Annotated in this window: 24 protein-coding genes; 2 read left to right on the top strand and 22 right to left on the bottom strand. The window is 44.7% G+C overall.

The window, feature by feature from the left end; all coding sequences use genetic code 11:
* Positions 1 to 289: 289 nt before the first annotated feature.
* Entirely contained in the window at positions 290 to 1,456 is a 1,167-nt protein-coding gene (locus BDD39_RS10275; RefSeq protein ID WP_166907797.1) for an IS256 family transposase, read from the top strand.
* A 376-nt stretch (positions 1,457 to 1,832) separates the two neighbouring features.
* On the opposite strand, the gene BDD39_RS10280 is transcribed toward BDD39_RS10275, so the two are convergent.
* The 7 genes from BDD39_RS10280 to BDD39_RS10310 all read right to left on the bottom strand — a co-directional run bounded on the left by BDD39_RS10280 (position 1,833) and on the right by BDD39_RS10310 (position 7,193).
* Positions 1,833 to 2,366 (bottom strand): YjdJ family protein, encoded by a 534-nt coding sequence (locus BDD39_RS10280; protein ID WP_166910457.1) that lies wholly within the window; start codon positions 2,364 to 2,366, stop codon positions 1,833 to 1,835.
* A gap of 114 nt (positions 2,367 to 2,480) precedes the next feature.
* The gene (locus tag BDD39_RS10285; RefSeq protein ID WP_166910458.1) at positions 2,481 to 2,969 is read right to left on the bottom strand and encodes a DinB family protein; all 489 of its coding nucleotides are present in this window, start codon (positions 2,967 to 2,969) and stop codon (positions 2,481 to 2,483) included.
* Positions 2,970 to 3,426: 457 nt separating this feature from the next.
* Positions 3,427 to 3,657 carry a YrhC family protein gene (locus BDD39_RS10290; RefSeq protein WP_166910459.1) on the bottom strand — a complete coding sequence of 77 codons (231 nt, stop codon included), beginning with the start codon at positions 3,655 to 3,657 and terminating at the stop codon, positions 3,427 to 3,429.
* 61 nt (positions 3,658 to 3,718) lie between these two features.
* Entirely contained in the window at positions 3,719 to 4,855 is a 1,137-nt protein-coding gene (locus tag BDD39_RS10295; protein WP_166910460.1) for a bifunctional cystathionine gamma-lyase/homocysteine desulfhydrase, read from the bottom strand.
* Positions 4,856 to 5,779, bottom strand: coding sequence for a PLP-dependent cysteine synthase family protein (locus BDD39_RS10300; protein WP_166910461.1), 924 nt, complete (start codon positions 5,777 to 5,779; stop codon positions 4,856 to 4,858).
* Between the two features lie 53 nt (positions 5,780 to 5,832).
* The gene (gene mtnN, locus BDD39_RS10305; RefSeq protein ID WP_166910462.1) at positions 5,833 to 6,531 is read right to left on the bottom strand and encodes a 5'-methylthioadenosine/S-adenosylhomocysteine nucleosidase; all 699 of its coding nucleotides are present in this window, start codon (positions 6,529 to 6,531) and stop codon (positions 5,833 to 5,835) included.
* Between the two features lie 14 nt (positions 6,532 to 6,545).
* Positions 6,546 to 7,193 (bottom strand): class I SAM-dependent methyltransferase, encoded by a 648-nt coding sequence (locus BDD39_RS10310; protein ID WP_166910463.1) that lies wholly within the window; start codon positions 7,191 to 7,193, stop codon positions 6,546 to 6,548.
* A gap of 229 nt (positions 7,194 to 7,422) precedes the next feature.
* On the opposite strand from BDD39_RS10310, the gene BDD39_RS10315 reads away from it, so the two are divergent.
* Positions 7,423 to 7,629 carry a YrzA family protein gene (locus BDD39_RS10315; RefSeq protein ID WP_013400339.1) on the top strand — a complete coding sequence of 69 codons (207 nt, stop codon included), beginning with the start codon at positions 7,423 to 7,425 and terminating at the stop codon, positions 7,627 to 7,629.
* Between the two features lie 28 nt (positions 7,630 to 7,657).
* Here the strand turns inward: BDD39_RS10315 and BDD39_RS10320 are convergent, their stop codons facing one another.
* The 15 genes from BDD39_RS10320 to BDD39_RS10395 all read right to left on the bottom strand — a co-directional run bounded on the left by BDD39_RS10320 (position 7,658) and on the right by BDD39_RS10395 (position 23,931).
* Positions 7,658 to 8,302, bottom strand: coding sequence for a YrrS family protein (locus BDD39_RS10320; protein ID WP_166910464.1), 645 nt, complete (start codon positions 8,300 to 8,302; stop codon positions 7,658 to 7,660).
* 72 nt (positions 8,303 to 8,374) lie between these two features.
* A complete protein-coding gene (locus BDD39_RS10325) occupies positions 8,375 to 10,153 on the bottom strand; it encodes a peptidoglycan D,D-transpeptidase FtsI family protein (protein ID WP_166910465.1) in 1,779 nt (592 codons plus the stop codon).
* Between the two features lie 49 nt (positions 10,154 to 10,202).
* A complete protein-coding gene (greA, locus tag BDD39_RS10330) occupies positions 10,203 to 10,679 on the bottom strand; it encodes a transcription elongation factor GreA (RefSeq protein ID WP_166910466.1) in 477 nt (158 codons plus the stop codon).
* 173 nt (positions 10,680 to 10,852) lie between these two features.
* On the bottom strand, positions 10,853 to 12,034 hold the full coding sequence (locus BDD39_RS10335; protein WP_166907872.1) for an IS701 family transposase: 1,182 nt from the start codon (positions 12,032 to 12,034) through the stop codon (positions 10,853 to 10,855).
* A 142-nt stretch (positions 12,035 to 12,176) separates the two neighbouring features.
* Positions 12,177 to 12,812, bottom strand: coding sequence for a uridine kinase (gene udk, locus BDD39_RS10340; protein WP_166910467.1), 636 nt, complete (start codon positions 12,810 to 12,812; stop codon positions 12,177 to 12,179).
* Position 12,813: 1 nt separating this feature from the next.
* Positions 12,814 to 14,082 carry a peptidase U32 family protein gene (locus BDD39_RS10345; RefSeq protein WP_166910468.1) on the bottom strand — a complete coding sequence of 423 codons (1,269 nt, stop codon included), beginning with the start codon at positions 14,080 to 14,082 and terminating at the stop codon, positions 12,814 to 12,816.
* 386 nt (positions 14,083 to 14,468) lie between these two features.
* Positions 14,469 to 15,746, bottom strand: coding sequence for an IS110 family RNA-guided transposase (locus tag BDD39_RS10350; protein ID WP_166910266.1), 1,278 nt, complete (start codon positions 15,744 to 15,746; stop codon positions 14,469 to 14,471).
* A 164-nt stretch (positions 15,747 to 15,910) separates the two neighbouring features.
* Positions 15,911 to 16,840, bottom strand: coding sequence for a peptidase U32 family protein (locus tag BDD39_RS10355; protein WP_166910469.1), 930 nt, complete (start codon positions 16,838 to 16,840; stop codon positions 15,911 to 15,913).
* Complete coding sequence (locus BDD39_RS10360; RefSeq protein WP_166910470.1) at positions 16,837 to 17,490, bottom strand: O-methyltransferase; 654 nt, start codon at positions 17,488 to 17,490, stop codon at positions 16,837 to 16,839. The genes BDD39_RS10355 and BDD39_RS10360 overlap by 4 nt, the downstream gene beginning before the upstream one ends.
* 139 nt (positions 17,491 to 17,629) lie before the next feature.
* Entirely contained in the window at positions 17,630 to 18,724 is a 1,095-nt protein-coding gene (gene mltG, locus BDD39_RS10365; RefSeq protein ID WP_166910471.1) for an endolytic transglycosylase MltG, read from the bottom strand.
* A gap of 113 nt (positions 18,725 to 18,837) precedes the next feature.
* Positions 18,838 to 19,134, bottom strand: a complete 297-nt coding sequence (locus tag BDD39_RS10370; protein WP_166910472.1) for a DUF1292 domain-containing protein — start codon at positions 19,132 to 19,134, stop codon at positions 18,838 to 18,840.
* A 15-nt stretch (positions 19,135 to 19,149) separates the two neighbouring features.
* The gene (ruvX, locus tag BDD39_RS10375; RefSeq protein ID WP_166910473.1) at positions 19,150 to 19,566 is read right to left on the bottom strand and encodes a Holliday junction resolvase RuvX; all 417 of its coding nucleotides are present in this window, start codon (positions 19,564 to 19,566) and stop codon (positions 19,150 to 19,152) included.
* A gap of 3 nt (positions 19,567 to 19,569) precedes the next feature.
* Positions 19,570 to 19,836 carry an IreB family regulatory phosphoprotein gene (locus BDD39_RS10380; RefSeq protein ID WP_166910474.1) on the bottom strand — a complete coding sequence of 89 codons (267 nt, stop codon included), beginning with the start codon at positions 19,834 to 19,836 and terminating at the stop codon, positions 19,570 to 19,572.
* A 65-nt stretch (positions 19,837 to 19,901) separates the two neighbouring features.
* Entirely contained in the window at positions 19,902 to 22,538 is a 2,637-nt protein-coding gene (alaS, locus tag BDD39_RS10385) for an alanine--tRNA ligase (RefSeq protein WP_166910475.1), read from the bottom strand.
* A 331-nt stretch (positions 22,539 to 22,869) separates the two neighbouring features.
* Positions 22,870 to 23,931, bottom strand: coding sequence for an AI-2E family transporter (locus tag BDD39_RS10395; protein ID WP_166910476.1), 1,062 nt, complete (start codon positions 23,929 to 23,931; stop codon positions 22,870 to 22,872).
* Between the last annotated feature and the right edge of the window lie 54 nt (positions 23,932 to 23,985).

Here is a 23,985-nt window from a genome sequence, read left to right on the forward strand (position 1 = left end):
CCTTGTGATATAAAGGTATAAACACTCATATACGATATCAAAAGAAAATTTTATATTTTCTTACAAAAACTTTATATTATATAGATGGTGTTGCAAAACTAAAGTAAAAACTGTATATAACTCCCAAGGTGGTGGATTTTTTATGTACATTTGTTCATTCGTTATGTGTTTTGCAACACTTTCGATGATGTATAAAATTTTGTGTAAAGCATTTTACTAGATCAAAATAAAAAAGGTAGGGTATTCTCTGATTGAACCCAAACATTCCAGAGAAAGGAGAACCCTACCTATGTCTAAAAGTATACCGAATGTCGACTGGGCAAATCAACTGGAAAGTGTCATTCGTCAGTTTGTAAAGGAAAAATTAGAACTGATCATGCGGGAAGAAATCAAGAATTTCCTCGAAATAGAACAGGCCGGAACATCAAATATGAGAAACGGCTACTATCAACGAAATCTAGATACGCAATATGGCCGGATTGAAGGTCTTTTGGTCCCTAGAGACCGAAACGGAGAATTTCAAACACAGTTGTTTGCCCCTTACCAACGGCACACCGGCTGGCTGGAGGAAGCAATCATTAGGATGTACCAAAGTGGCATGAGTACACGGGAAATTGGCAAGTTTATCGAACGAATTCTAGGAAGCACCTATTCTCCTGCGACGATCAGCCGTATTACCGATGTCGTGAAGGAAGACATCGAGAAATGGCACACTCGTCCACTGCACAAGCGTTATTCCGTCTTATATTTGGATGGTTTATACGTAAAACTTCGTCGCGAAACCGTGGAGAAAGAAGTCATTTATGTGGTGTTAGGGGTGAACGAAGAAGGATATCGCGAAATTCTTGATTTCTTTGTGGGAGGACAAGAAAGCGCCTATGTATGGCAGGAAATTCTTCAACACCTCTACCAAAGAGGCGCCAAGGAAGTGCTTCTGGGCATATTCGATGGACTACCAGGGTTGGAGGAAGCCTTTAAGGCGGTTTATCCGAAAGCCGATGTGCAGCGTTGTGTCGTTCACAAAGTCCGTAACACGCTCCATCGTGTTCGGAAAAAAGACCAATTTGAAGTGGCCGAGGATCTCAGGCTGATTTATCGCGCGCCGAATAAGGAGATGGCGTTACAGATGTTTCAACAGTTTGAGTCGAAATGGTCAAGCAAGTATCCGAGAGAAGTTCAATCTTGGGCCAATGAGTTGGATGTCCTCCTTACATTTATGGATTATCCAAGCAGTATTCGAAGTGTGATTTACACGACGAATGCCATTGAACGAACGATCAAGGAGATTCGGAAACGTCTAAAGCCGATGAACAGTTTGAATAGTTTAGAAGCCGCTGAAAAAATCGTATATTTGACCATTCAAGATTTTAATGAGAAATGGGCAGGGCGAAAGTTGCGAGGATTTGCCGAAGCACAGGAAGCCCTCGAGCGAATGTTTGAAGAACGTTATCATTAACCAAATACTGTAAATAAACAAAATAGGGGGATTCTCCCTTTCCACACAGGAGACTGAATATTCAGTCTCCTGTGTGGAGGAAACTAGTTCCCTATTCATTCCAAATCCATTTCAGAGAAACCCTACCCCCATTATATTACACAAAATTCTTGACGGTACCACACTTTCAAGTATATAACAATTTTTATAAAAGAAAATACCAAAATCACCTTAATATTCCTCAATGGAATATAAATACCTTCTTATTACTTAAATCTTGATGATGTATAAAATTTTGAAGTATTGAACTAGGACAAATAAAAAAGTAGGGTATTCTCTAGACCAAAAATCTTAGAGAAAAGAGAACCCTACCTATGTCTAACCGAGACCGGGCTAATCAACTGGAAAACGCGATTCTAAATATTTTCCATGGGAGCTTAAAAACATTGTTTTGAAACTCCCCATTTCTTTTTCTTAACTTTAAGAAGAGAATGAGCGAAATAATAAAGTTTAACACGCAACTAATTATAAAAAGAGAAGTGAAATATTTGCCTCCTACTGTCGGAGAATTAGAAACCATTGTCTCCAATAAAAGAAACATAATACCTAGGCAAAAATGAAAAACCATTAGCTTTTTTGTATTGTATTTTAAAAGTAAATAGCCACTTAAAATGAAAATATAAATAAGGCTAAACATCATCAACATAGGAAATATTGGTTTAAATTTTGCCGCATATATAAAGTGGTCCAATTGTGAGATATCGGAACTTTCCGTTACTTCACCATTGAACATTTTTGAGAAAAATGCGGAATATTTCCATTCCCATGGTATATCTCTTAATTCACTTCCTTCATACCATGAAGCAAATGTAGAGAAAGCTAAAAGCATAAACGCTAATACATATTGAAATATAAATAACATTCTGTTCATCCCATTTTTACCTCTTTTTTCCTGTTTTTTTTAATTTTATCACATAGGTCTTATTCAATAAACCTGCTCTGTTTGCCGAACAAGAAAATGAACATCATTCTTTAACAGTATCCATTATTCCTTGTTCGCGTTCCTTAAATAGTAAATATAGTCTGTAGATATTCCCTGATAACCCAATTGTCTGATCATAGCTGAAATATTACCACGATGATAAGTTCCATGGTTAACTATATGGTAAATAATTTCACGGATACTGTTACTAAAACGTTGCCCTTTCGTGTTACTATAAACGACCGTTCGTTCCAAATCATCTTCAAGATTGAGAAATTCTAAAATCTCCTTATGCAAATGGGTAAATGCATCATTAATTTCTTGTATTGTCTTAAATTGCTTCGATTCGATGGAATTCACACTTTTTCCTTTTATCCTTAAAAACCATAATTCATCCACGGCATACATATGTACAAAGGTTTGTGAAATGGAAGGAAAAACGCTATTTATTTCCTTATTAATGATTTCTTTTGGCAACTTACTTAGATGTTCCATAAGTTGTTTGTTTGCCCACGAGTGATAATAAAAAAATCGCAATGTTAACTTTTTCATTTTTTATCCCCCCTAATTTTTGCGATATACAACAATTCACTTAATTTTACGAAATTTCCTGCTACATATCCCTATTATTTTGCTCAAGTAAAACTGCCTGTAGCAGCTTATCTCTAGAGGAGATATAAAAAAAGCGGAGATAAATATGCAAAAGGTGCCCCAAGACTACGGTTGGGACACCTTTCCTTGTTCTTATGTTAATTTTGCGCTTCCACGCTTACTTCCGCTGTTATAATCAATGCTATAGATGCAGTAATCACAATCCCCATCACCATGGCGAACATCCCTTGTTCCCTCCTTGTCATTCTTCATCTTTATTTTACACGAAGGAACAAGCGATTTCTTCGCATGGTTTTGAACAATTTATGAAACTCCATCGCAAAACGCGCAACATGTTCGTAAACCGCTTTTCGGCAAAATAGTCAAAAACCTGCCTCTCCAGCAAGAAGAGGCAGGTTTATTCTTCCGCTTCCCGCAATAAGCGGATATATTTGACCGCACGTTGAAAAAAGTAAAACGCGCCTATTAACAATATCACAATGAAATAAAGCAAATACACCTTTTTCTCCGGTGCAGCCGTAGGAAGAAGCGTGCCAATATACAAAAAGACACTTACCGCCAGCAATACACCGGCAAACATTTTATAATCGGCCGCTTTTTCCTTCCACTCTTTCTTTTGCCGTTCCATCGTTATCCCCCTCTCCATCCTTAACTGTACCATAGTGGATGGAATCGGTGGGGATGTAATTTTAACCATGCAATGCTTGTGCTAAATCTTCGATTAAATCTTCCACATCTTCCAAGCCAACAGAAATGCGGATCAGCCCATCGGTAATTCCTAATTGTTCGCGGCGTTCTTTCGGAATGGATGCATGCGTCATTTTCGCCGGCAGCGAAATTAAGCTTTCGACTGCCCCCAAGCTTTCCGCGAGTGTAAAATAGCGGACGCGGTTTAACACTTGATCGGCTTTCTCCGCGCTTCCGACATCAAAGGAGACCATGCCGCCGAAACCGCGCATTTGTTTTTTGGCAATCTCATAGTTTGGATGTGTTTCCAATCCTGGATAATACACTTTTTGGACCGCTGGATGGTTCGCTAAAAATTCAACGATTTTTCTCGTGTTTTCTTCATGCTCCTCCATGCGCACGCCAAGCGTCTTGATGCCGCGCATAAGCAGCCATGAATCGTGCGGGCCTAGAATTCCTCCGGTAGAGTTTTGAATGAAATGTAGTTTTTCTGCCAACTCTTCCGAATTGACAACCGCTAAACCAGCGACAACATCGCTGTGGCCGCCTAAATATTTCGTCGCGCTATGGACAACAATGTCGGCGCCAAGGGCAAGCGGCGTTTGCCAATACGGGGTGCTGAACGTGTTATCGACGATCGTAAGCAAGCCATGCTCCTTGGCGATGGCGGAAGCAGCCTGAATGTCCGTAATTTTTAAAAGCGGATTGGTTGGCGTTTCAATGTAAAGGGCTTTCGTATTTGGCTGGATATGTTTTTCAATATTTGCAAGGTTGCTCGTATCGATAAACGTTGCTTGGATTCCTAGACGGTTGAGCACTTTCGTCATGACGCGATAGGTGCCGCCATACACATCGTCCGTTAAAATGACGTGATCCCCGCTGTTAAATAACATCATGACCGCTGTGATCGCCGCCATTCCGGAGCCAAACGCAAATCCAGCATAACCTTCCTCTAAATCTTTAATAAGTTCTTCGAGTGCATGACGGGTCGGGTTGCCGGTACGCGAATATTCAAAGCCTTTATGGCCGCCAATTCCTTCTTGTTTATACGTGCTGACTTGATAAATCGGAACAGAAACCGCTCCCGTATGCGGATCGCCTGAGATGCCACCGTGAATGAGTTTCGTTTTTCGTCTCATTTAAATCCCACCTTCATAAATATTTTTACTTAAATATCGCTCGCTGCTGTCAGGAAAAACAACAACAATATTCGTTCCCGGTTTCGCCTTTTCCGCCTCCAGCAATGCGGCATGAAACGCAGCGCCTGAAGAGCTCCCGACAAGCAGCCCTTCTTTTTTGGCAAGTTCTTTTACCCGCTTAAACGCATCTTCATCGCTAATCGTATGAATCGCATCAAAATAACTTCGGTCCATATAATCCGGCAAAAATTCCATTCCGATTCCTTCCGTTTTATGCGGTCCTGGCTCCCCGCCGTTTAAAATTGATCCTTCCGGCTCGACAATCACCGTTTTAATCTTTGGATTTTTCTCTTTCAAAAACGTCGCCGTCCCCATAAACGTTCCGCCCGAACCGGCTCCGGCGACAAATACATCGATTTGTCCGTCAAGGTCTTCCCACAATTCCGGACCGAGCGTTTTATAATATGTTCTTGGATTGGCAGGGTTGGCAAACTGCTGTGGGCAATAAGCATTTGGAATTTCCCGGGCAAGCTCTTGCGCCTTGCGGATCGCTCCTTGCATTCCTTCGCTTGTTGGCGTATGAATAATCGTCGCGCCGAGCGCTTTCATGATTTGCTGCTTTTCGATACTGAATTTCTCCGGAACGCAAAAAATCACGTTGATGTTTTTGCCAATCGCCGCCAGCGCCAGCCCAATACCGGTATTTCCTGCCGTCGGCTCAATGATCGTTCCGCCTTCTTTTAGCTTTCCTGTTTCTAACGCGTCGCGCAATAACTCTTGGCCAAGCCGGTCTTTAATGCTTCCTCCCGGGTTGAAATATTCCAATTTCGCAAATACGCGAACACCTTCCGGCAGCGAAAATTGCGTAATTTCCACAACTGGCGTATGTCCAATCAGCTCGTGCACATTTTTGGCCACTCGCATTCTTGTCACTCCATTTCTACAAACATAGAAAGAGGAAGGGACGCCTTCCTCGTTTATTTTTGCAATAATGACAGCATCGATACGACTAAGTCTGCGGAATGTTTCGCCGCCGTATCTAAAAATTGTTCAAATGATACATCCGATTCTTTTCCGGCAATGTCAGAGAGTGCACGAATAATGACAAACGGCACGGCAAATTGTGTGCATACTTGGGCAATCGCCGCCGCTTCCATCTCGACAGCGCAAAGTTCTGGAAACTTGCCGCGGACAAACTCAACACGCGCCGGGTCGTTCATAAATGAGTCACCGGTGGCGATGAGTCCCGTCACGACTTGTACACCGTTAATTTGCTGTGCAGCGCGTTTGGCAATGTCTATTAATGTTTGATCCGCTTGATAACGCGCCGGCATTCCCGGCACTTGCCCATACTCATAGCCAAAAGCCGTCACATCGACATCATGATGCACGACTTCACTGGAAATAACGATGTCGCCAACGTTCAACGTCGCTAAAAATCCTCCCGCTGAGCCGGTATTAATGACGTAATTCGGACGGAACCGTTCCAGCAAAATCGCCGTTGCCATTGCCGCATTTACCTTGCCGATGCCCGATTTCAATAAAATGACATCGATGCCGTTAAGCCGGCCCGTCGAAAATTCGCAATTGGCGATGACCGTTTCTTCCCGTCCCTCCATTTGGTCCCGTAAAATGGTTACTTCCTCTTCCATTGCCCCTATAATCGCTACTTTCATGTTTCTCCCTCTTTCTATTTTTCCTGTTTCACTGCTTCCATCACCCATACAAATGCATTTTTTTGTGTAAATGTGACGGAAAAGCCGTGTTCTGTAAATAGTTTCGTCAATACGTCCAAGGTTGTATAATACTCGCGTTCGAGGTCGTCGGCCAAGTTATGGAAACCGCGCGCTCTTGCCTCCTGTACGGCTCGCTGAAACGACTGTTTGTCACGAAACGCCGTGTCAGCAAACACTATTTTATCACCTTTTTTCAATAACTCGCCATACTTAGCAATCGCTTCTCCTTTTTCCTCATCGGTAAGATGGTGAAAAGCATATGTGCTGACAATCGTATCGACCGGCTCCGGAGGGAGTGGAAACTGCAAAAAGTCCCCGTCCACAATCGCCACATGCGCCCCTAGCTTTTCTTGCGCTTTTTTCCGCATCGGTTCAGACGGCTCAATACCGTATACCGTTTTTCCTTGTTCCAACAACTTTTTCGTTAAATTTCCCGTGCCGACGCCGAATTCGAGCACGACATTCCCCGCTTTGTCGGCGACTGTATTTAAAATATCGTCATAATTCGCAAACACTTCACGGTATTCTTCATCATATCCTTCGACAAATTGGTCATATGAATCCGCCCATTCTTCAAATAAATCAAGAAACTCTCTGCCCATGATGTCACGCTCCATAATTTTTATAATTCCTATAAATATAGTATGTTTTTGCCTCAAATCTGTTCTCAATGTATCATAAGTTTTTATTTTCTTCAACGATAAAATTATTTTCGCTTTACATAGACAAAGAAACCCAGCTTGCGCCAAAAATCGCAAATGTTTTCTGTGCTTCTGAATAGATGATAGCGCAAAAATCTGCTACACTTGGCGATGAAAGGAGGATGGAACCATGAACATTTCTCTCGATCTCATTGAAGATAAAATCGAATTTTTTGAAGCTGACGATTTGCAGACGCTCGAGAAAAAAATTAACGAACAAATCGAACATAATAAGGCGCTTTTGCTTCACGTTCACCACGTTTCCCACCAAATGCATGTAGCGGAAAACGGCAAACGGTTTTACAGCGCTGTCGTCCACTTTAAAGCAAAAAAATAGGCGGATTTCCATAAACATAGGAAATCCGCTACCTTCTTAGCTTTTGCACTTTCGTCGGTTTCCAGCCTTGATTTTCGACCCATTCGATATATACCTTGTATCGTTGTGTTCGATCTTTCGTAGAAATGGTGGCCACCGCTTTGTTCGGTCCGTTATTGCCGATAAACCACACGATCATATCCGATTGGGAAAGGCCGGTCGCGTAACTAACCGCGTCGAGCATTTCCTTCCAATCCACCGAATCTTCTTTAAATTGGGTGACATGCGGCTCCGACTGTGTCGTGCCAATCGGTTGCCATGCCGGATTCACGATTTCTTTCTCGATGTTGGAACCAGGGGGGCCTGGCGTTTCGATCACTTTTTGTTTCGCTTCATCGCTATTATTCGCTTCATCACCATTATCTGATGGATTGCTTTCTTTCTCTTGCTGTTTATTGCCAATTTCTACTTCCACTTTTTTCTCGTTGTCGCCTTTTTTCTTACTGTTGCCTTTTTTTGCTTCTGTTTTTACCGGGGCGTCAGCTGCCTCGCTGCCTGACCCGCCGCCGGAGAACAGATTCCAGGCAACGACGACAATCAGCAAGATGACTACAGCAATGGCTGTATTGAGAATGCGATTGATTTTCCGGCGCTTTGCCCGTTGTGCGAAACGCGGTCCAATTTCTTTTGCCAACCGTTGACAACCTCCCTCATTTAGCTGCTTCTATTGTATCATGGCGACCCTTTCTAATAAACTGTTTCGTCGTTATTCCGATTTTTTGTCCTGTTTGTCAAACTCATATATTTTTTGTACGAGATCGAAAAAGATATCGTTCGTTACCGTCCGTGAACTGTGGCAGTCCAGCTCGACGACGACAAGCGCGTATTTCGGGGCATCGGCAGGGAAATAGCCAGCAAACCATTTATTCACAAGTTCTTCATTGGCAAGTTTTTTTCCGGTTTCTGCCGTACCCGATTTTCCGGCAACCGCATACGGAAGCGATTGAAAGCGCCGTCCCGTCCCCTTTTCATCCGTCACTACTTTTCGCAATAGCTCCTGCAATCGATGAGCGGTATGCGGCGAAATTGGCTGTTCTTCGGAAATCGGCTTCTGCGGGAATGTAAAAAAGGTGGTGCCGTTTTTATATAAAATTTCGCTTACCGCCCTTACTTGCCTTGCCTCCCCATTGCGGGCGATCGTTGCCATCATGTTGGCCACTGCCAGCGGCGATACACGCACGTCTTTTTGTCCAATCGATGTTTGCGCAACGGCAAGTGGAACACGTTTATCGCGCTCATCATGCCATATCGTTCCTTTCCGTTCCTCCGGAAATTGTTTAAAATCCTTTTCATGGTAGACATCTCCTTGCCATCCGGCGAGCGGATATAAACCCAATTTTTTCGCATACGTTTCTAAAATGTCCGGTTCTTGCTCGACAAGCTTTTTGCCAAGCGTCGCAAACGCATTGTTGCAGCTGACAGCAAAACTCTCTTCAAAACCTAGCGTTCCGTAATCATGATTTCGGTCCGGTGTGATGCCATCAATTTTTTTGCTGCAATCAAACGTTGTTGTTGACGAAACTATCCCTTTTTCCAACGCAGCGGCGGCAACGACTGTCTTAAATACGGAGCCCGGGATTTGTGGCAACACCATCTGGTTTTCCGCGCCGTGGTTTTTATATGGGTCGCTTGGATCCATATCAGGACGGCTGACCATCGCAAGAACGCTGTTTGTTGGAATATCTAATAATACAATGCCACCTTTTTTTAAATGGTGCTCATCAACGACCGTTTCGGCAATTTTTTGCAAATCGCGGTCTATCGTCGTTTTTACAGAAACAGGATAAAATGGGTTGCTTGGGTCACTATACTTGACATCAAGGCCAAATAAAGGACCGCCTGTCGCATCAACATGATACAACAGCTTTGTTTCTCCTTCCGGAATTAAAAATTCATCAAATGCCTTTTGCAAGCCTTGAACGCCTACTTCCGTATGCGGAGAAAGATGGCGTTCCGGGTAGCGGGAATGTAAAAGGCTGCTGTCCGCGCGGGTAAATCCGATTAAATGCGGCGCATATACTTTTTCAAGCGGATATTGTTTCTTTACCGCAAAGACGCCGGGAATATGTAATTGATTGATTTCTTGCATTTGTTCTTCGCTCAACACAAATGGATGGCCATCCATGGTCAACGTAAACGGTTCTTTTGCTTTTTGCAGTTGATCGATGATCGCATGCGCCGAAATGTGAAGAATGTTTGCCACTTGTTCTACCGGCCACTTCATCGTTTTTAAAAACGGAAATAGCACAAGCGATGGGATATATTGTTTCGTTAGCGGTTTCCCACTCCGGTCTATAAATATTCCCCTTCCGTCATCAATCATTAACTCTTGTGTCCGCTGTTTGACACTCTCTTCAATCAAATTGACGTGTTTTTCGGAAAACGACTCGGTGCTAACCAGTTGAACTTGAACAAGCCTGCCAATCAGAAGAAAAATGCCGGTTTGAATGAGAGCAAGCACTACTATTACTCGTTTTTTCCACATAAATAAAACACCTCATCTTCATTTTCGACGAGGTGTTTTATTTTGAAACCTATTTGACAGCAACAATTTTTACAACCATTTCTCCGCCTGGCGTTTGCACAGTGACTTCTTCGCCAACTTTTCTTCCAAGCAACGATTTGGCAATTGGGGAGTCGTTGGAAATTTTTCCTTCAAACGGATCGGCTTCGGCACTGCCAACAATCGTATACGTTTCTTCTTCTCCATCTGGCAGTTCAATAAACGTCACCGATTTTCCTAAGGAAACAACATCAGGATTTTCCTTGTCTTCTTCAATGATCACCGCATTGCGAATCATATTTTCTAATGTTTGGATGCGAGACTCAACAAATGCTTGTTCATCTTTTGCTGCGTCGTACTCGGAGTTCTCCGACAGGTCCCCGAACCCGCGGGCAATTTTAATGCGTTCGACTACTTCCTTCCGTTTTACTGTTTTTAAATATTCAAGCTCTTGTTCCAGTTTCTCTTTTCCCTCTTTTGTCATTGGATATTGCTTTTCATTTGCCATCATCTTTCACTCCTCTATCTGTTTCTTTATTTTTTTTAGGTATGTAAAACGTACGAACAACAAGAAAAGTTGTTCGTACGCTTACTTGTTTAATAATATTTATATTGTTTTACTGTAGTTGAGCAATTTTAATTACAATAATTACCATGTAAAAGAGACAAACAGGGTACCCCTTATGCCACGTGGAGCTGTTTTTTCACGGTATCAATGGGAATATTTTGTTTCGCTGCACGGTAAATGAACTCCACGAGGCTATGTCCTTTTCTCTTGCGCAGAAGATCGAGCCCATCAGAAAAATCGCTGTTCGACTCGAACATGCTGTACACGTAAGCAAGCTGCACCAAGATCCAGTAGCGTTTCACCGCCCGACGTCCGCGAACGCGGTATCCATCGAGTTTCAGCTGGTCTTTCGCTTGACGGAAAAAACATTCGATCGACCAACGCTGGGCATAGTAGCGCAAGATCTCTTCATCGCTTAGATCCCGGTCGGTGCTCAAGACGCAGTGAAGATGTTCCGATGTCATCGGCTGATCGGCTTTCCAAGCGAGCAGCACCACGGCATCATCGAGACCTTTGAGAGAGCCTTCGTAGCGATAAACCCGATAACGCTCTTCTCCCACCGTGACGAGGTGAGTGTCTTTCGGTTCGATGTAGCGGGCAAACTCCCTCACCTGAACCGCAATGCCTTTTGGATAAAGAAGCCGATTGGCCTTGAGCATTGCGATTACGTGGAATCCCTTTTTCAGACAAGCTTCCACGAGCGTTTGCGATGGATACCAAGAGTCCATCAGCACATAAACAGGACGGTGTACATCCAAAGAAGAAAGCATCTCGATCGCGAGTTCCCCCTTGCTTTTCCCAGCCGCCTTGTCGTAGAGGCGGAACGCAAAGGGAAAAGCCTGGGTCATCGTATGAACCATGAGCCAAACGAGAGAATGTCCCCAGATCGACTTTTTCTCTGTGTGAGAATAGTGCCAATCACACCCTTGAATGGCGTGCGTTGCCTGTGACGAAGGCTTGGTTTTTTGGCAAATCGTATCATCGATCGAAACAAAAAGGGGTTGACTCTCCTGTTTGGCGATGCGTTCGACACGACGAAGCATCCACTGTTGAAGTTTGCGAAGCAGCGTCTCTTCATCCCAAGGGCTTTTCGTGAAAAAATGGCTGAGTGTCGTGCGGTGGTTCGGATGAAAGCTCCAATGATGAAGATCGGTCAATGTTCCCGCAAATCCTTTGGTGGTCAGCGCATCCACGATATGAACGAGATGCTTCATGACAGGTTTTGAAAAATAAAGGGCCAACCCCAACATCGTGAAAAACTTGTGGATTCCTTGATGATGTGCTAATCTATTCATGAGACATGAACCTCCTTGTGAATAGTTTTGGTGACACATCTATTCTAATCAAGGAATCGGGTTCATGTCTCTTTTTTTGTTTGGTTGTAAATTTATGTTAGCGAATTTGCTCATCTACAGTTGTTTTATTTACGCTATGCTATTATAAAAACGATTTTTGTTCAAGAATTGTGCGAATTTTTGTGACCATTAAATCAATGGCGACATGATTTTGCCCGCCTTCTGGAATAATGATATCGGCATAACGCTTCGTCGGTTCCACAAATTGATTATGCATCGGGCGGACGACGGAAACGTACTGTTCGATCACCGACTCAAGCGTACGGCCACGTTCCTTAATATCACGGAGCAGGCGGCGGATAATGCGAATGTCGGCGTCCGTATCGACATATACTTTAATATCCATTAAATTGCGCAAACGTTCATCCTCTAAGACAAGAATCCCTTCTAAAATAATAACATCTTTTGGCTCCACATGGATGACTTTATTTGATCGCGTGTGTAGTTTGTAGTCGTATACCGGTTTTTCAATCGGCTCATACCGCAATAATTTATGAATATGCTCAATTAACAAATCATTATCAAACGCAAGAGGATGGTCGTAATTCGTCTTCAACCGCTCTGCAAGCGGGAGATGGCTCTGATCCTTATAGTAATAATCTTGCTCGAGCACTAAAATCGAGCGGTCGCCAAAGTGCTCGTAAATTGCCCTTGCCACGCTCGTTTTCCCCGAGCCGGATCCGCCGGCCACGCCGATGACAACAGGCTTCTTCCCCATATTAGTTCTCCTTTCTCATCATGTTGTACGGGAAGACTTCGCGCTCTACTTTAAATTTGACGATTTGTAGCGGGTGCCGCGCCGCATCCAATTCATTTCCATCCTCATCCCAAATTTTTTCTACTACTTGCGTGAAATTTTCAATTTCCGGTCCGAAAAATTCCACTTCATCGCCCGGCTTAAAGAAATTGCGCTGCTGCAATGTCACCATTTGCGTCTCTTTATCATAATCGAGAACAAGGCCAGCAAATTCATGAGTCGTTTTGCGGCTGTGCGAACCATACATATGATCGCTATACCCTGGCATTCCGGTAAAGAAAGACGGAGCTGTATCACGGTTGGCACATTTATCCAGTTCTTTAATCCACTCCTCGCGAATGACGAAATGGTCAGGGTCCGCACAATACGCGTCAATCACTTTGCGATACACGCTTACGACCGTCGCCACGTAGTGGATCGATTTCATTCGCCCTTCAATTTTTAAGCTATCCACCCCTAATTCAATCATGGCTGGAATGGCGCGAATTAAATTTAAGTCTTTGGCGCTCATCGCAAACGGAGCATCGTTTTCATCAAACAGCGGCACTTCTTTATCTCCGTCTAATTGATATAAGTCGTAATCCCAACGGCATGACTGGCAGCAGCCTCCGCGGTTGGAATCACGCGCCGTCATATGGTTGCTTAATACGCAGCGCCCTGAATATGCCGAACACATCGCTCCATGAATAAACGCTTCAATCTCAATATCGACTTTTTCCTTAATTTCGCGGATTTCTTGCGCGCTCGTTTCGCGGGCAAGCACGACGCGCTCCAGCCCTTCTTCTTTCCAAAATTGCACCGCTTTCCAGTTTGCGATCGATTGCTGCGTGCTCAAATGCACTTCTAGCTTTGGCGCCACGCGGCGCGCTGTTTCGATAATAAGCGGGTCGGCGACAATAATGCCGTGAACGCCAGCCTGCTCTAACGCCTGTAAATACTCCTCAAGGCCGGGAATGTTTTCATTATGGGCATAAATGTTGGCCGTCACATAGATTTTCGCGCCGTATTGATTGGCAAACTGAACACCTTCTCTAATTTCCTCGATCGTAAAGTTGTCAGCGTTCGCGCGCAAGCTGTATTCTTGACCGCCGATAAACACCGCATCCGCGCCGTAATGCACGGCGATTTTTAGCTTTTCCAAGTTGCCGGCCGGAGCAAGAAGTTCGGGTTTTTTCACAATTACGCGTTTGCCGTCAATGATTTCGGAAATTTTATCATTTTTTAGCAGCATCCGCTCATTCCTCCCTCTATAAATGTTGATATATCAACGGTTGTAGCCGTTTCAGGGGTGTCAAAAAAATATTTTTCGACAAAGTTTCTAACATTATTTCTTAAATATGTGTATATCTTACATTGACTGGGTACGCTTCGCGGCCACTACTGGTTAAATTTGGTTGTAGTGGGGGAAGCGTATGGGATGCACCGTGGATCTCTGCATCGCTGATGATGACGAACCCTCCCATGTCTCTTGGCATCCTTGTGCCTACATTCCTTCGTTCGGTCTAGTCATCAGGCAGAGGCCGGCTAAGCTCCTTTAGGGACTCAAGGTCGAATGGATGATATCGCGCCAGCTTCTCCGTGTCATCCTTGTTGTCTAGAGAATCCAGACTATAGGCATCAAGCAGCCGTTTCGAGGCCAAAGATGTCCTGCATCATTCGCTTCACGTCAAACGCCTGTCGTTTCGTACACACCGCATGCAGTACCTTCAGTAATTTTCCGCATAACACTACAATGGATTGCTTCTTCCGCAACGGATTATCAGGACGTGTCGTGTAATAGTCGTGCAGCTGCCGAAACGCTTCGTTGTGACGGATCATCGGCATCATCACCCGGAACAGAAGGGCGCGCAACCGCCTTCTTCCACGCTTGGAGATCCGTTTTTGCCCTTTGTGTTGGCCGGAGGAATGTTCCCGCAGCGTCAGGCCCGCTAATTTGATAAGCTGCCGCGGATCCTGATAATGGGAGAAACTCCCGATCTCTGATAACAGTTCTACGATGGTCGCATCGCCTAAGCCCGGAACGGTCTTCAGCCATTCGTATTCGACGGAGGTTTGAACTAGTTCAATCAGCTGTTCTGTCAATGCCTCGATCTCTTTTTCCAGCTGGCGGTACCGGCGGACAAGCGTGGCAATTTCGATACGGGCCATCTGTTGTCCTTCCGTTACGCCAATGGAGTGTTGGGCCAATTCCATCAACTTCTTCGCTTTCGGCTTTTGTGGCGATTGTAATCCCTCACTTTGCCGGTAAAGGGCCAGCACCTCTTCTAGTTCTTTTCCTGCCAGATCACCCGGAAATGGCGTATATTCCAGCACCGCGAGCGCCATTTTCCCAAATGACGGGAAGACTTGGGAAAACTCCGGAAAATATCGATCAAGCCAGCGAATCATTTGATTTCGAATCGCTCCCTGTTCTTCCACCAATTTGGAGCGAAATGTCGCTCCCACGCGCAGATCCGCCTCCATCCCTTTCAGAATACGCGGATAGCTGAATCGGCCGTCTTTCACTAACCGGGCAATGACGAGCGCGTCTTTCGCATCATGCTTGGTTGGAAGGTTATCGTCCAGCTCTTTGGATCGCTTCACGTGCATCGGGTTTGTCATGACGAGAGGGATGCCTTTCTCATCAAGAAAATAGGCGAGATTCAGCCAATAATGTCCCGTTGGCTCGATGCCAACGATCACCTCGGTTTTTCCAAATTCCTTCATGGCTTCCACGATGCACTGGTACAACCATTCCAATCCTTCTCTCGATTGCAGAACGGGAAACGGCTTTTTTAACACCCTCCCTCGCTCATCCACAAAGCAGGCATAATGTTTTTTCTTTGCAATATCCATCCCAACCACCAGCGTTTGATCGGTGACTTGATTAATCTTCTTGTTTGAGATAGAATTCATGTATAGTCCTCCTTGGTATCCAAATTAGGGGTCAATTCGTGCGATTGACACCCCCGAATCATACCAAGAGGGCTTTTTTTATTCAAGTCCCCGAAAAAACTTCTAACAGGAATGCTCCTTTTCTTATTGTCTAGCGAAATGCAACGCACCGGGCGTTATTGTTGTTAGTAAACCGTTTCTTTAAAGAAAAATCCCGTATCCAATGGACGATGTTTCGGCTGAATCGCTTCGATTTTCGCCAGCAGCTCGTCCTTTTCTTTTTCATATTGCGCACGGTTTTCCGCGCATAAATCAACGGCGCGGCGATATAGTTTTGTCACTTCGGTAATGTAGTTTTGTTCATGCAGCACTCCATCGATTTTAAAGCTGTCAATCCCCGCGTCTACCATCTCGCTCAATTCATCAATGATGCAAATATCGTTTGGACTCATAATATGTGTGCCGTTTTCGTCTTCGAAAATCGGGTATTTATTGTCGCGTTCTTTATCGTATAAAAACATGCCTTTTTCATATTTTTTTCGTTCGATTTCCATCACTTTTCCTTGATATTCAAAATAGTTGCCGATCAGCGAACGTTTCGACTGGTACATGCACGTCATCCCGTGCACTTGTACTTCGATTTCTACTTCGGCGTGTTCTTTAATTTCCAAAATCGCCTCCATATTTAATTCGCGTGCGAGAACGGCGCGCTTTGCTCCCTTTCTTCCCCAGTAGTTGCACGTATACCAGTTTGTCGCCGTCGTTTCCGTATTCCAGTGCAGCTTCATATGTGGAGCGACTTCGCGCACGGTCATTAACACAGCCGGATCGCCAAACTCGATCGCATCGGCGCCGACCTCGGCAAGAAAGCGAATGTAATCTCCTAGCTCATCCACTTTATCGTTGTGAAAAATCGCATTCATGGCCACATATACGTTCATGCCGTATTGATGCGCCGCTTTCACCGCTTCTGCTACATCCGTGCGGGAAAACTCCCCGGCTAAACGAAGACCGTAGCGCTGTTCGCCGATCATCACCGCATCGGCGCCGGCTTTAGCTAAATCATGTATATGGGAAACGCTCGTTGGCGTCACTAACAATTCTGGTTTCTTCATTGCTTTTCACCTCGTTTTCTTGATATTGCCACCCCGTCCCCAACCGGAAGAATGATCGTTTCGTAATCGTCCCGGCTGGCAAGCCATTCATTATAGCGGCGAATTTTCGCCACTAACTGGCGAAGCCGTTTATTTTCAATCGGCTCTTCGCTTGCGACAAGCCCTTTAAATAGTACGTTATCGGTAATGATCAGGCCGTTTTCTGCAAGCAGCGGCTCATACAGTTCAAAAAAGCGCTGGTATTGTCCTTTTGCCGCATCAATAAACAAAACATCAAATGGGGCAGCTTCCGCAACATCGCTATAGACGTGGAGCGCATCTCCGAAAATGACGCGGATTTGCCCGCTTGTCCCCGTTTTCTTTATATAAAAAAGGGCGCGTTCATATCGCTCCTTGTCTCTTTCAATCGTAACAATTTCAGCATTGGGAAGCGCTTTAGCCATGCGGATCGCCGAATATCCTATCGCGGTGCCGATTTCCAAAATCCGCTTTGGCCGAGCGATTTTTAATAGCTGCAGCATCGCTTCTATTCCCGTCGTTTCCATAATGGGGATATCATATGCTTGCGCGTAACGTTCCATCTCTTTTATTTGTTCATCCCGCTCGGGAATAAGCTGCTTAATATATTGGGCTACTTCTTTCGAGATCAAAAGAGCTCCTCCTCGCAAAAATAAGAGTCACTGAAGGACTCTTATTACAGGATGGCAGTTGATAACTTTATATATACTACCATAAAACATGCGAAATGCGAAATATTTTTGCCTGCCGCCCAGCAATTCATATCCGATTCTATTGTTTTCCAATATATTTCTCCTTTTGCTGGTTATGTTCCGCTAATGTTTTGGTAAAAATGACATCCCCAGCCGGAGTGGCAAGAAAATAGAAATAATCGGTTTTCGCCGGTTCGAGCGCCGCCTTAATAGACATTTCGCCGCTGTTGGCGATTGGCCCCGGCGGAAGCCCTTTATGAATATACGTATTATAAGGAGATTGTACTTCCAAGTCTTTGTACGAAACGCGATCTTTATGCTTGCCAAGCGCATATAAGACAGTCGGATCCGTCTGCAGCGGCATGCCTGCGCGCAGCCGATTGTAAAACACGCTCGCAATTTTTTCGCGATCCGCTTTTTCCGTCGCCTCCTCCTCGATTAAGGAAGACATGGTTAATAGCTGATGCACAGGCATGTTGTTCGTCTTTCTGTCCCGTTCATATTTCGCTAATACTTCTTCTGTTTTTTTCAGCATCTCCTCAATAATATCGGAAAGAGGAGGCTTTCTTTCCTTAAATGAATACGTAGCTGGAAACAAATAGCCTTCGAGCGGATAGCGAATGTTTTTATTGAAAATGTCCTTTGACAGCACCTTAGGATATTTTTGCATCAAATGCTCAAGATAGGCCCGGTCATTTAACTGCTTCAGTACATCTTCTTTCTTATATCCCGTTTTTTTGGCAATGATGGCGGCGATTTGCGTAATTTGCGTCCCTTTCGGAATCGTCAGCTTTAGTCCGCCTTTTTCCGTTACTTTCCCTGTTTTTAGAACTTCAATGATATTTTCCATCGGCATGGACCGATTTAAATCATATTCTCCCGCCTGAAAATTGACATGGTTTTTAAATTTTACATAATAGCGGAACACGGTCGCGCTTTTAATTAGCCTCTTTTTTTCCAGCAGATCGGCAATCTCATTCACGGAAGAACCGATAGGAATCGATATATGAACAGGCGTTTTATCCTGAGGATCGACTGGCTGTAATGCCGATTTGATATAGAAATAGCTTCCAGCTCCTATCGCTATACAAGCAATCAATATAGCAGCGCAAACGAGCAACACGATTTTTCGCACAATTTGTGTATCTTTTTGTAAAAATTGGTTATTGTTCATCAGAAACCTCCTTTCACTCGTGATATTATACTACAAATTTTTGCATTTTTCGCTATTCGTTTATCTTTTTTCAATAAAAAAGATGGCCCGCTATACCGGCCATCTTTTTCATCCTATTCCTCTAATTCCTCTTGTTCGGCGCAGAACGTATTCCATACTTCTTCAATCATTTCCCATTCTTCTTCGGATTCAATTGGCAGCAATTCCCCTTCTTTCTCTCCTTCGCCGGGAATAAATGCCGACACGTGAATTTCTGTTTCTTCGTCATCATCCTCAAATTCCGCGCCTACCGGATAATAAAACACATATGATTTTCCAAAGTCCTCTGATTCAAACGTAAACAATATTTCACATAATTGCTCATTGCCGTTTTCATCGACAACGGTAATATGTCGATCGCCGTGCTCCATATTCTCTCCTCCAATTCACTGTTTACTATCCAAATATGACTGCAAAATGACGACAGCCGCCATTTTATCGATGACTTGTTTGCGCTTTTTGCGGCTAAGATCAGCAGCGATTAACATCCGCTCCGCTGCCATGGTGGATAAGCGTTCATCCCATAGTACGACAGGAAGCGAAAATTCGCGCTCCAGCAGTTTGGCGAAGCGCTGGCTCGCCTCCGCCCGCGGACCAACAGTTCCATTCATGTTTTTCGGAAATCCGACGACGATCGTATCGACTTCATAGTCGTCAATAATTTCGCGAAGCCGCTCTAACCCGTATTCTCCGCGTTCTTCGTCGATCGCGATCGTTTCCAGCCCTTGCGCCGTCCAGCCAAGTTCATCGCTGACCGCGACACCAAGCGTCTTTGTGCCTAAATCAAGCCCTAGTATTCGCATCGGTTAATCCTTTCGTTGCCCCTGTAAATAGAATTTCACCAATTCTTCAATTAATTCATCGCGTTCCACTTTTCGTATCAGCGCCCGAGCATCTTTATGGCGAGGGATGTAAGCAGGGTCGCCAGATAATAAGTATCCGACAATTTGATTGATCGGATTATATCCTTTTTCTTTCAGAGCGTCATACACCGTCAGCAACACTTCGCGAATATTCGTCTCGGCTGGCTCTTCCGAAAAATGAAACTGCATCGTTTGATCAAACGAGCTCACCGTCTCCACCTCGCTCTCCGTTCTGGCATCCCTATCTTACATCCATTGTACACTATCTTTATCGATTATGAAATGGATTTTATCCATTTTTCGACATATTGCAGCGCTTCGCCCACTTTGCTTGGATCTTTTCCTCCCGCCTGCGCCATGTCAGGGCGACCGCCGCCACCGCCGCCGCAGCGGGCCGCTACTTCTTTAATTAACTTGCCAGCATGGTATCCTTTTTCCACTAAATCGTTCGTGACACCGGCGATCAAGTTTACTTTTTCCTCTTGCACAGCGGCTAATACGATAATCGCCGATCCTAGTTTTTGTTTCAGATCGTCCACCATCGTCCGCAAATGATTCATATCCGTTGCATTGACTTTGCTAGCCAATACCGGAATGCCGTTTACTTCTTTGACTTTATGGACAAGATTAGACGCTTCTAAATTGCCAAGACGGGCCGCGAGCGATTCATTCTCACGCTGCAATTGACGGATCTCATTCATTAACGCGTCCAAACGCCCCACTATTTCTCTCGGGTTCGTTTTTAATTTTTGCGCCACTTCTTGCAAGAGGGCGATTTGCTCATTCATAAAGCGGTACGCCGCTTCGCCTGTAACGGCTTCAATCCGGCGGGTGCCGGCACCGATTCCGGACTCGGAGACGATTTTAAACAAGCCGATCGCCGAGGTGTTTGGCACATGGCAGCCTCCACAAAGCTCTAAACTATAATCGCCTACTTTCACGACGCGGACGATATCCCCATATTTTTCACCGAATAAAGCCATCGCCCCCATCGCTTTCGCTTCCGCAAGCGGCTTATAGAAAATATCGACAGGAATGCTGCGCCAAATTTTTTCGTTGACAATCGCTTCAATTCGTTCTAACTCCTCCGGTTTTACTTGTCCGAAATGCGAAAAGTCAAAGCGCAAGCGGTCTGGGGCGACTAACGACCCTGCCTGGTTGACATGAGGCCCGAGCACATCTTTTAACGCTTGATGCAACAAATGGGTCGCTGTATGGTTTTTAATAATATTGGCCCGTTTTGCCTCATCAATTTGCGCTGTATATGTTTCTCCTTTTCTCAATGTTCCTTTTTCGACGACGACGTGATGCAGATGCTGCCCGTTTGGCGCTTTTTGCACGTCTTTCACAAACGCTTTCGTCATTTCGTTTTCCATCCAGCCTTGGTCAGCGATTTGACCGCCGCTTTCCGCATAGAACGGGGTTACATCTAATATAATTTGCGCTTCTTCTCCTTCTTTCACTTCATCCACAAGCTGGCCGTCTTTGACGATAACGGAGACAGTAGATTGTGTATGAAGCTGATCGTAACCAACAAACTGGCTTTCTACTTTGATATCGCCAAGCACACCGCCTTGTACCTGCATCGAGTCGACGTCCTGTCTAGCAGCGCGAGCGCGCTCACGTTGCCGTTCCATTTCCCGTTCAAATCCGTCGTGATCGACTTTCATTCCTTCTTCTTGCGCGTATTCTTCCGTCAGTTCAATTGGAAAACCGTAGGTATCGTAAAGGCGGAACACATCTTCTCCGGAAATGACATCGCTTCCGCGCTCTTTTTCTTTTTGAATGACGCTCGCTAAAATCGCCAAACCTTCATGAAGCGTTTCATGGAAGCGCTCTTCTTCATTTTTGATCACTTTCTGAATGAATTCGGCTTTTTCTTTTACTTCCGGGTAGAAATCGTTCATGATTTCGCCGACAACCGGCACCAATTCGTACATAAACGGTCGCTCGATACCAAGTTGCTTAGCATAGCGAACCGCGCGGCGCAATAACCGGCGCAATACATATCCGCGCCCTTCGTTCGACGGCAGCGCGCCATCGCCAATCGCGAACGTGACCGCGCGAATATGGTCAGCGATCACTTTAAACGCCACGTCTTTCTCCTTGTCCACGCCATATTTTTGTCCGGAAATTTGCTCGGTCGCGCGAATGATCGGCATGAATAAATCGGTTTCAAAGTTTGTCGGCACTCCCTGCAAAATCGAGCACATCCGCTCTAATCCCATGCCTGTATCAATATTTTTCTTTGGAAGCGGAGTATACGTGCCGTCTGGATTATGGTTGAATTGCGAAAACACCAAGTTCCACACTTCTAAATAGCGGTCGTTTTCCCCGCCCGGATACAATTCCGGGTCATTCGGATCGTTTCCGAATTCTTCGCCGCGGTCATAGAAAATTTCCGTATTTGGTCCGCTCGGTCCTTCGCCAATATCCCAAAAATTTCCTTCCAACCGAATGATTCGTTCTTCCGGAATGCCGATTTCTTTATGCCAAATTTCAAACGCCTCATTGTCTTCCGGATGAATGGTTACCGACAATCGGTCCGGATCAAAACCAATCCATTTTTCGCTTGTTAAAAATTCCCATGCCCAATGAATTGCCTCTCTCTTAAAATAATCGCCAATCGAAAAGTTTCCGAGCATTTCGAAAAATGTATGGTGACGTGCCGTTTTTCCGACATTTTCAATGTCATTGGTACGGATGGATTTTTGCGCGTTACAAATGCGTGGATTATCCGGAACGACACGACCATCAAAATATTTCTTTAATGTTGCAACACCGCTATTAATCCACAACAATGATGGATCATCGACAGGAATGAGTGACGCGCTTGGTTCAACGGAATGGCCTTTCTCCTTAAAAAACTCTAAAAACATTCTCCTTACTTGTGCAGAAGTAAGCTTCTTCATGATGATCCTCCCTTTCTAGCATCGTTTTATGGTTGAATATAAAAAACTCTCATCCCCCTTCAGGGACGAGAGTTATGCTCGCGGTACCACCCTGTTTATGAACGGCAAGGCGTTCATCACCTCATTGGCCGTAACGTGGCTTGGACGTCAGGTTTCGCCTGCGCTCCGGATTAGCGTTCTGTTACCCTTCATCTGGAATTTCTTTCAGCCGCGGAAATTCCTCTCTGTGCGCGAATTCGCGCTTTAAGATGGACTGTAACATACTCGATCCGTCATCGCATTATGTATTCACTTTTTCATTGTATGATTATAGACAAGCCTTATCGATTTGTCAACGCGACTGGTAATGTTCTTTCCAATGAAGCAAGGCCACCTTCAATACCGCAAGAAGCGGAACAGCAATAATAAGGCCAATCACTCCGGCAATTTCCCCGCCAAAAAACAAGGCAAACATAATCACGAGCGGATGCATATGCAAACTCTTCCCGACAATCATCGGCGATAAAATATTTCCTTCCAAAAATTGAAGAAGAAAAATAATAGCAGCAACGATCAACACCATTTTCAAGGAAACCGTCACCGCCAGAATGATGGCGGGAATGGCGCCAATCACCGGGCCAAAATAAGGGATAATATTGGTGACGCCAATAATGCAGCCAAGCAAAAGCGGATAATCCATTCCGACAAGCCACAAAGCAAGCGCGGCAACAGAGCCGATCACGGCTCCTACCAACAATTGCCCACGAATATAGTTGCCAAGCGATTCGTCGACATCTTTCAAAAAGGCCATCCCCGGCTCCCGCCACCGTTTCGGCGTCATATACCATACCGCTTTTTTCAACAACTCAATATCCTTTAGCATGTAAAATACAATAAACGGAATAAGCAAAAACAGCATGGCGGAATTCACAAACCATTTTACGCCGTTCATCACCATCGTTACGGCATCAGCAGCTGCTCGTTCCACTTGTACCAACATCGTTTCGATTCGCGTATGAATTTCCATCGGCCATGTCGATGTCTGATTATGAATGCCCTTCGCCCAATTCCGGTATGTTTCGATTAACGCCGGCAGGCTTTCGCTCAATTGCTTTAGCTGTTGAATAAACAGCGGAATGCCTTTATAAAGTCCGTAGCCGATGCCTCCGAAAAAAAGAAAATAGATCAATAATATGGCTATCCAGCGTGGGATTCCCTTTTCATGAATGTATTCCACCAACGGATGCAATAAATAGGTAATAAAAGCGGCAATGATAAATGGAATCAATGCGGTAATCAATAAATCGACGGCAGGCAGCCATACTTCTTTCATGCGGATCACTAAATAGATAATAACCGTAATAAGCAGCCATTTGCCAATCCGGACAATCGACAGCCACTGCTGTTCCCCCATCGTAACACCCCCTACCGTTAGTGTAGGAGAAGAGGGCGGAATTATACAAAAAAG

Origin of the sequence: Saccharococcus thermophilus, assembly GCF_011761475.1 — a bacterium.
In the GTDB taxonomy this organism is placed as follows: domain Bacteria; phylum Bacillota; class Bacilli; order Bacillales; family Anoxybacillaceae; genus Saccharococcus; species Saccharococcus thermophilus.

Excerpts from the sequence above, each read along its gene's own strand:
- BDD39_RS10395 (WP_166910476.1), bottom strand. The coding sequence starts at position 23,931 with ATGGGGGAACAGCAGTGGCTGTCGATTGTCCGGATTGGCAAATGGCTG.
- BDD39_RS10355 (WP_166910469.1), bottom strand. The coding sequence starts at position 16,840 with ATGAAGAAACCAGAATTGTTAGTGACGCCAACGAGCGTTTCCCATATA.
- BDD39_RS10310 (WP_166910463.1), bottom strand. The coding sequence starts at position 7,193 with ATGGGCAGAGAGTTTCTTGATTTATTTGAAGAATGGGCGGATTCATAT.
- BDD39_RS10275 (WP_166907797.1), top strand. The coding sequence starts at position 290 with ATGTCTAAAAGTATACCGAATGTCGACTGGGCAAATCAACTGGAAAGT.
- BDD39_RS10285 (WP_166910458.1), bottom strand. The coding sequence starts at position 2,969 with ATGAAAAAGTTAACATTGCGATTTTTTTATTATCACTCGTGGGCAAAC.
- BDD39_RS10290 (WP_166910459.1), bottom strand. The coding sequence starts at position 3,657 with ATGGAACGGCAAAAGAAAGAGTGGAAGGAAAAAGCGGCCGATTATAAA.
- BDD39_RS10345 (WP_166910468.1), bottom strand. The coding sequence starts at position 14,082 with ATGCTGCTAAAAAATGATAAAATTTCCGAAATCATTGACGGCAAACGC.
- BDD39_RS10295 (WP_166910460.1), bottom strand. The coding sequence starts at position 4,855 with ATGAGACGAAAAACGAAACTCATTCACGGTGGCATCTCAGGCGATCCG.
- ruvX (WP_166910473.1), bottom strand. The coding sequence starts at position 19,566 with ATGCGAATACTAGGGCTTGATTTAGGCACAAAGACGCTTGGTGTCGCG.
- BDD39_RS10315 (WP_013400339.1), top strand. The coding sequence starts at position 7,423 with ATGAACATTTCTCTCGATCTCATTGAAGATAAAATCGAATTTTTTGAA.
- BDD39_RS10280 (WP_166910457.1), bottom strand. The coding sequence starts at position 2,366 with ATGAACAGAATGTTATTTATATTTCAATATGTATTAGCGTTTATGCTT.
- BDD39_RS10370 (WP_166910472.1), bottom strand. The coding sequence starts at position 19,134 with ATGGAGCACGGCGATCGACATATTACCGTTGTCGATGAAAACGGCAAT.
- alaS (WP_166910475.1), bottom strand. The coding sequence starts at position 22,538 with ATGAAGAAGCTTACTTCTGCACAAGTAAGGAGAATGTTTTTAGAGTTT.
- mltG (WP_166910471.1), bottom strand. The coding sequence starts at position 18,724 with ATGAACAATAACCAATTTTTACAAAAAGATACACAAATTGTGCGAAAA.
- BDD39_RS10325 (WP_166910465.1), bottom strand. The coding sequence starts at position 10,153 with ATGTGGAAAAAACGAGTAATAGTAGTGCTTGCTCTCATTCAAACCGGC.
- BDD39_RS10300 (WP_166910461.1), bottom strand. The coding sequence starts at position 5,779 with ATGCGAGTGGCCAAAAATGTGCACGAGCTGATTGGACATACGCCAGTT.
- BDD39_RS10335 (WP_166907872.1), bottom strand. The coding sequence starts at position 12,034 with ATGAATAGATTAGCACATCATCAAGGAATCCACAAGTTTTTCACGATG.
- udk (WP_166910467.1), bottom strand. The coding sequence starts at position 12,812 with ATGGGGAAGAAGCCTGTTGTCATCGGCGTGGCCGGCGGATCCGGCTCG.
- greA (WP_166910466.1), bottom strand. The coding sequence starts at position 10,679 with ATGGCAAATGAAAAGCAATATCCAATGACAAAAGAGGGAAAAGAGAAA.
- BDD39_RS10350 (WP_166910266.1), bottom strand. The coding sequence starts at position 15,746 with ATGAATTCTATCTCAAACAAGAAGATTAATCAAGTCACCGATCAAACG.
- mtnN (WP_166910462.1), bottom strand. The coding sequence starts at position 6,531 with ATGAAAGTAGCGATTATAGGGGCAATGGAAGAGGAAGTAACCATTTTA.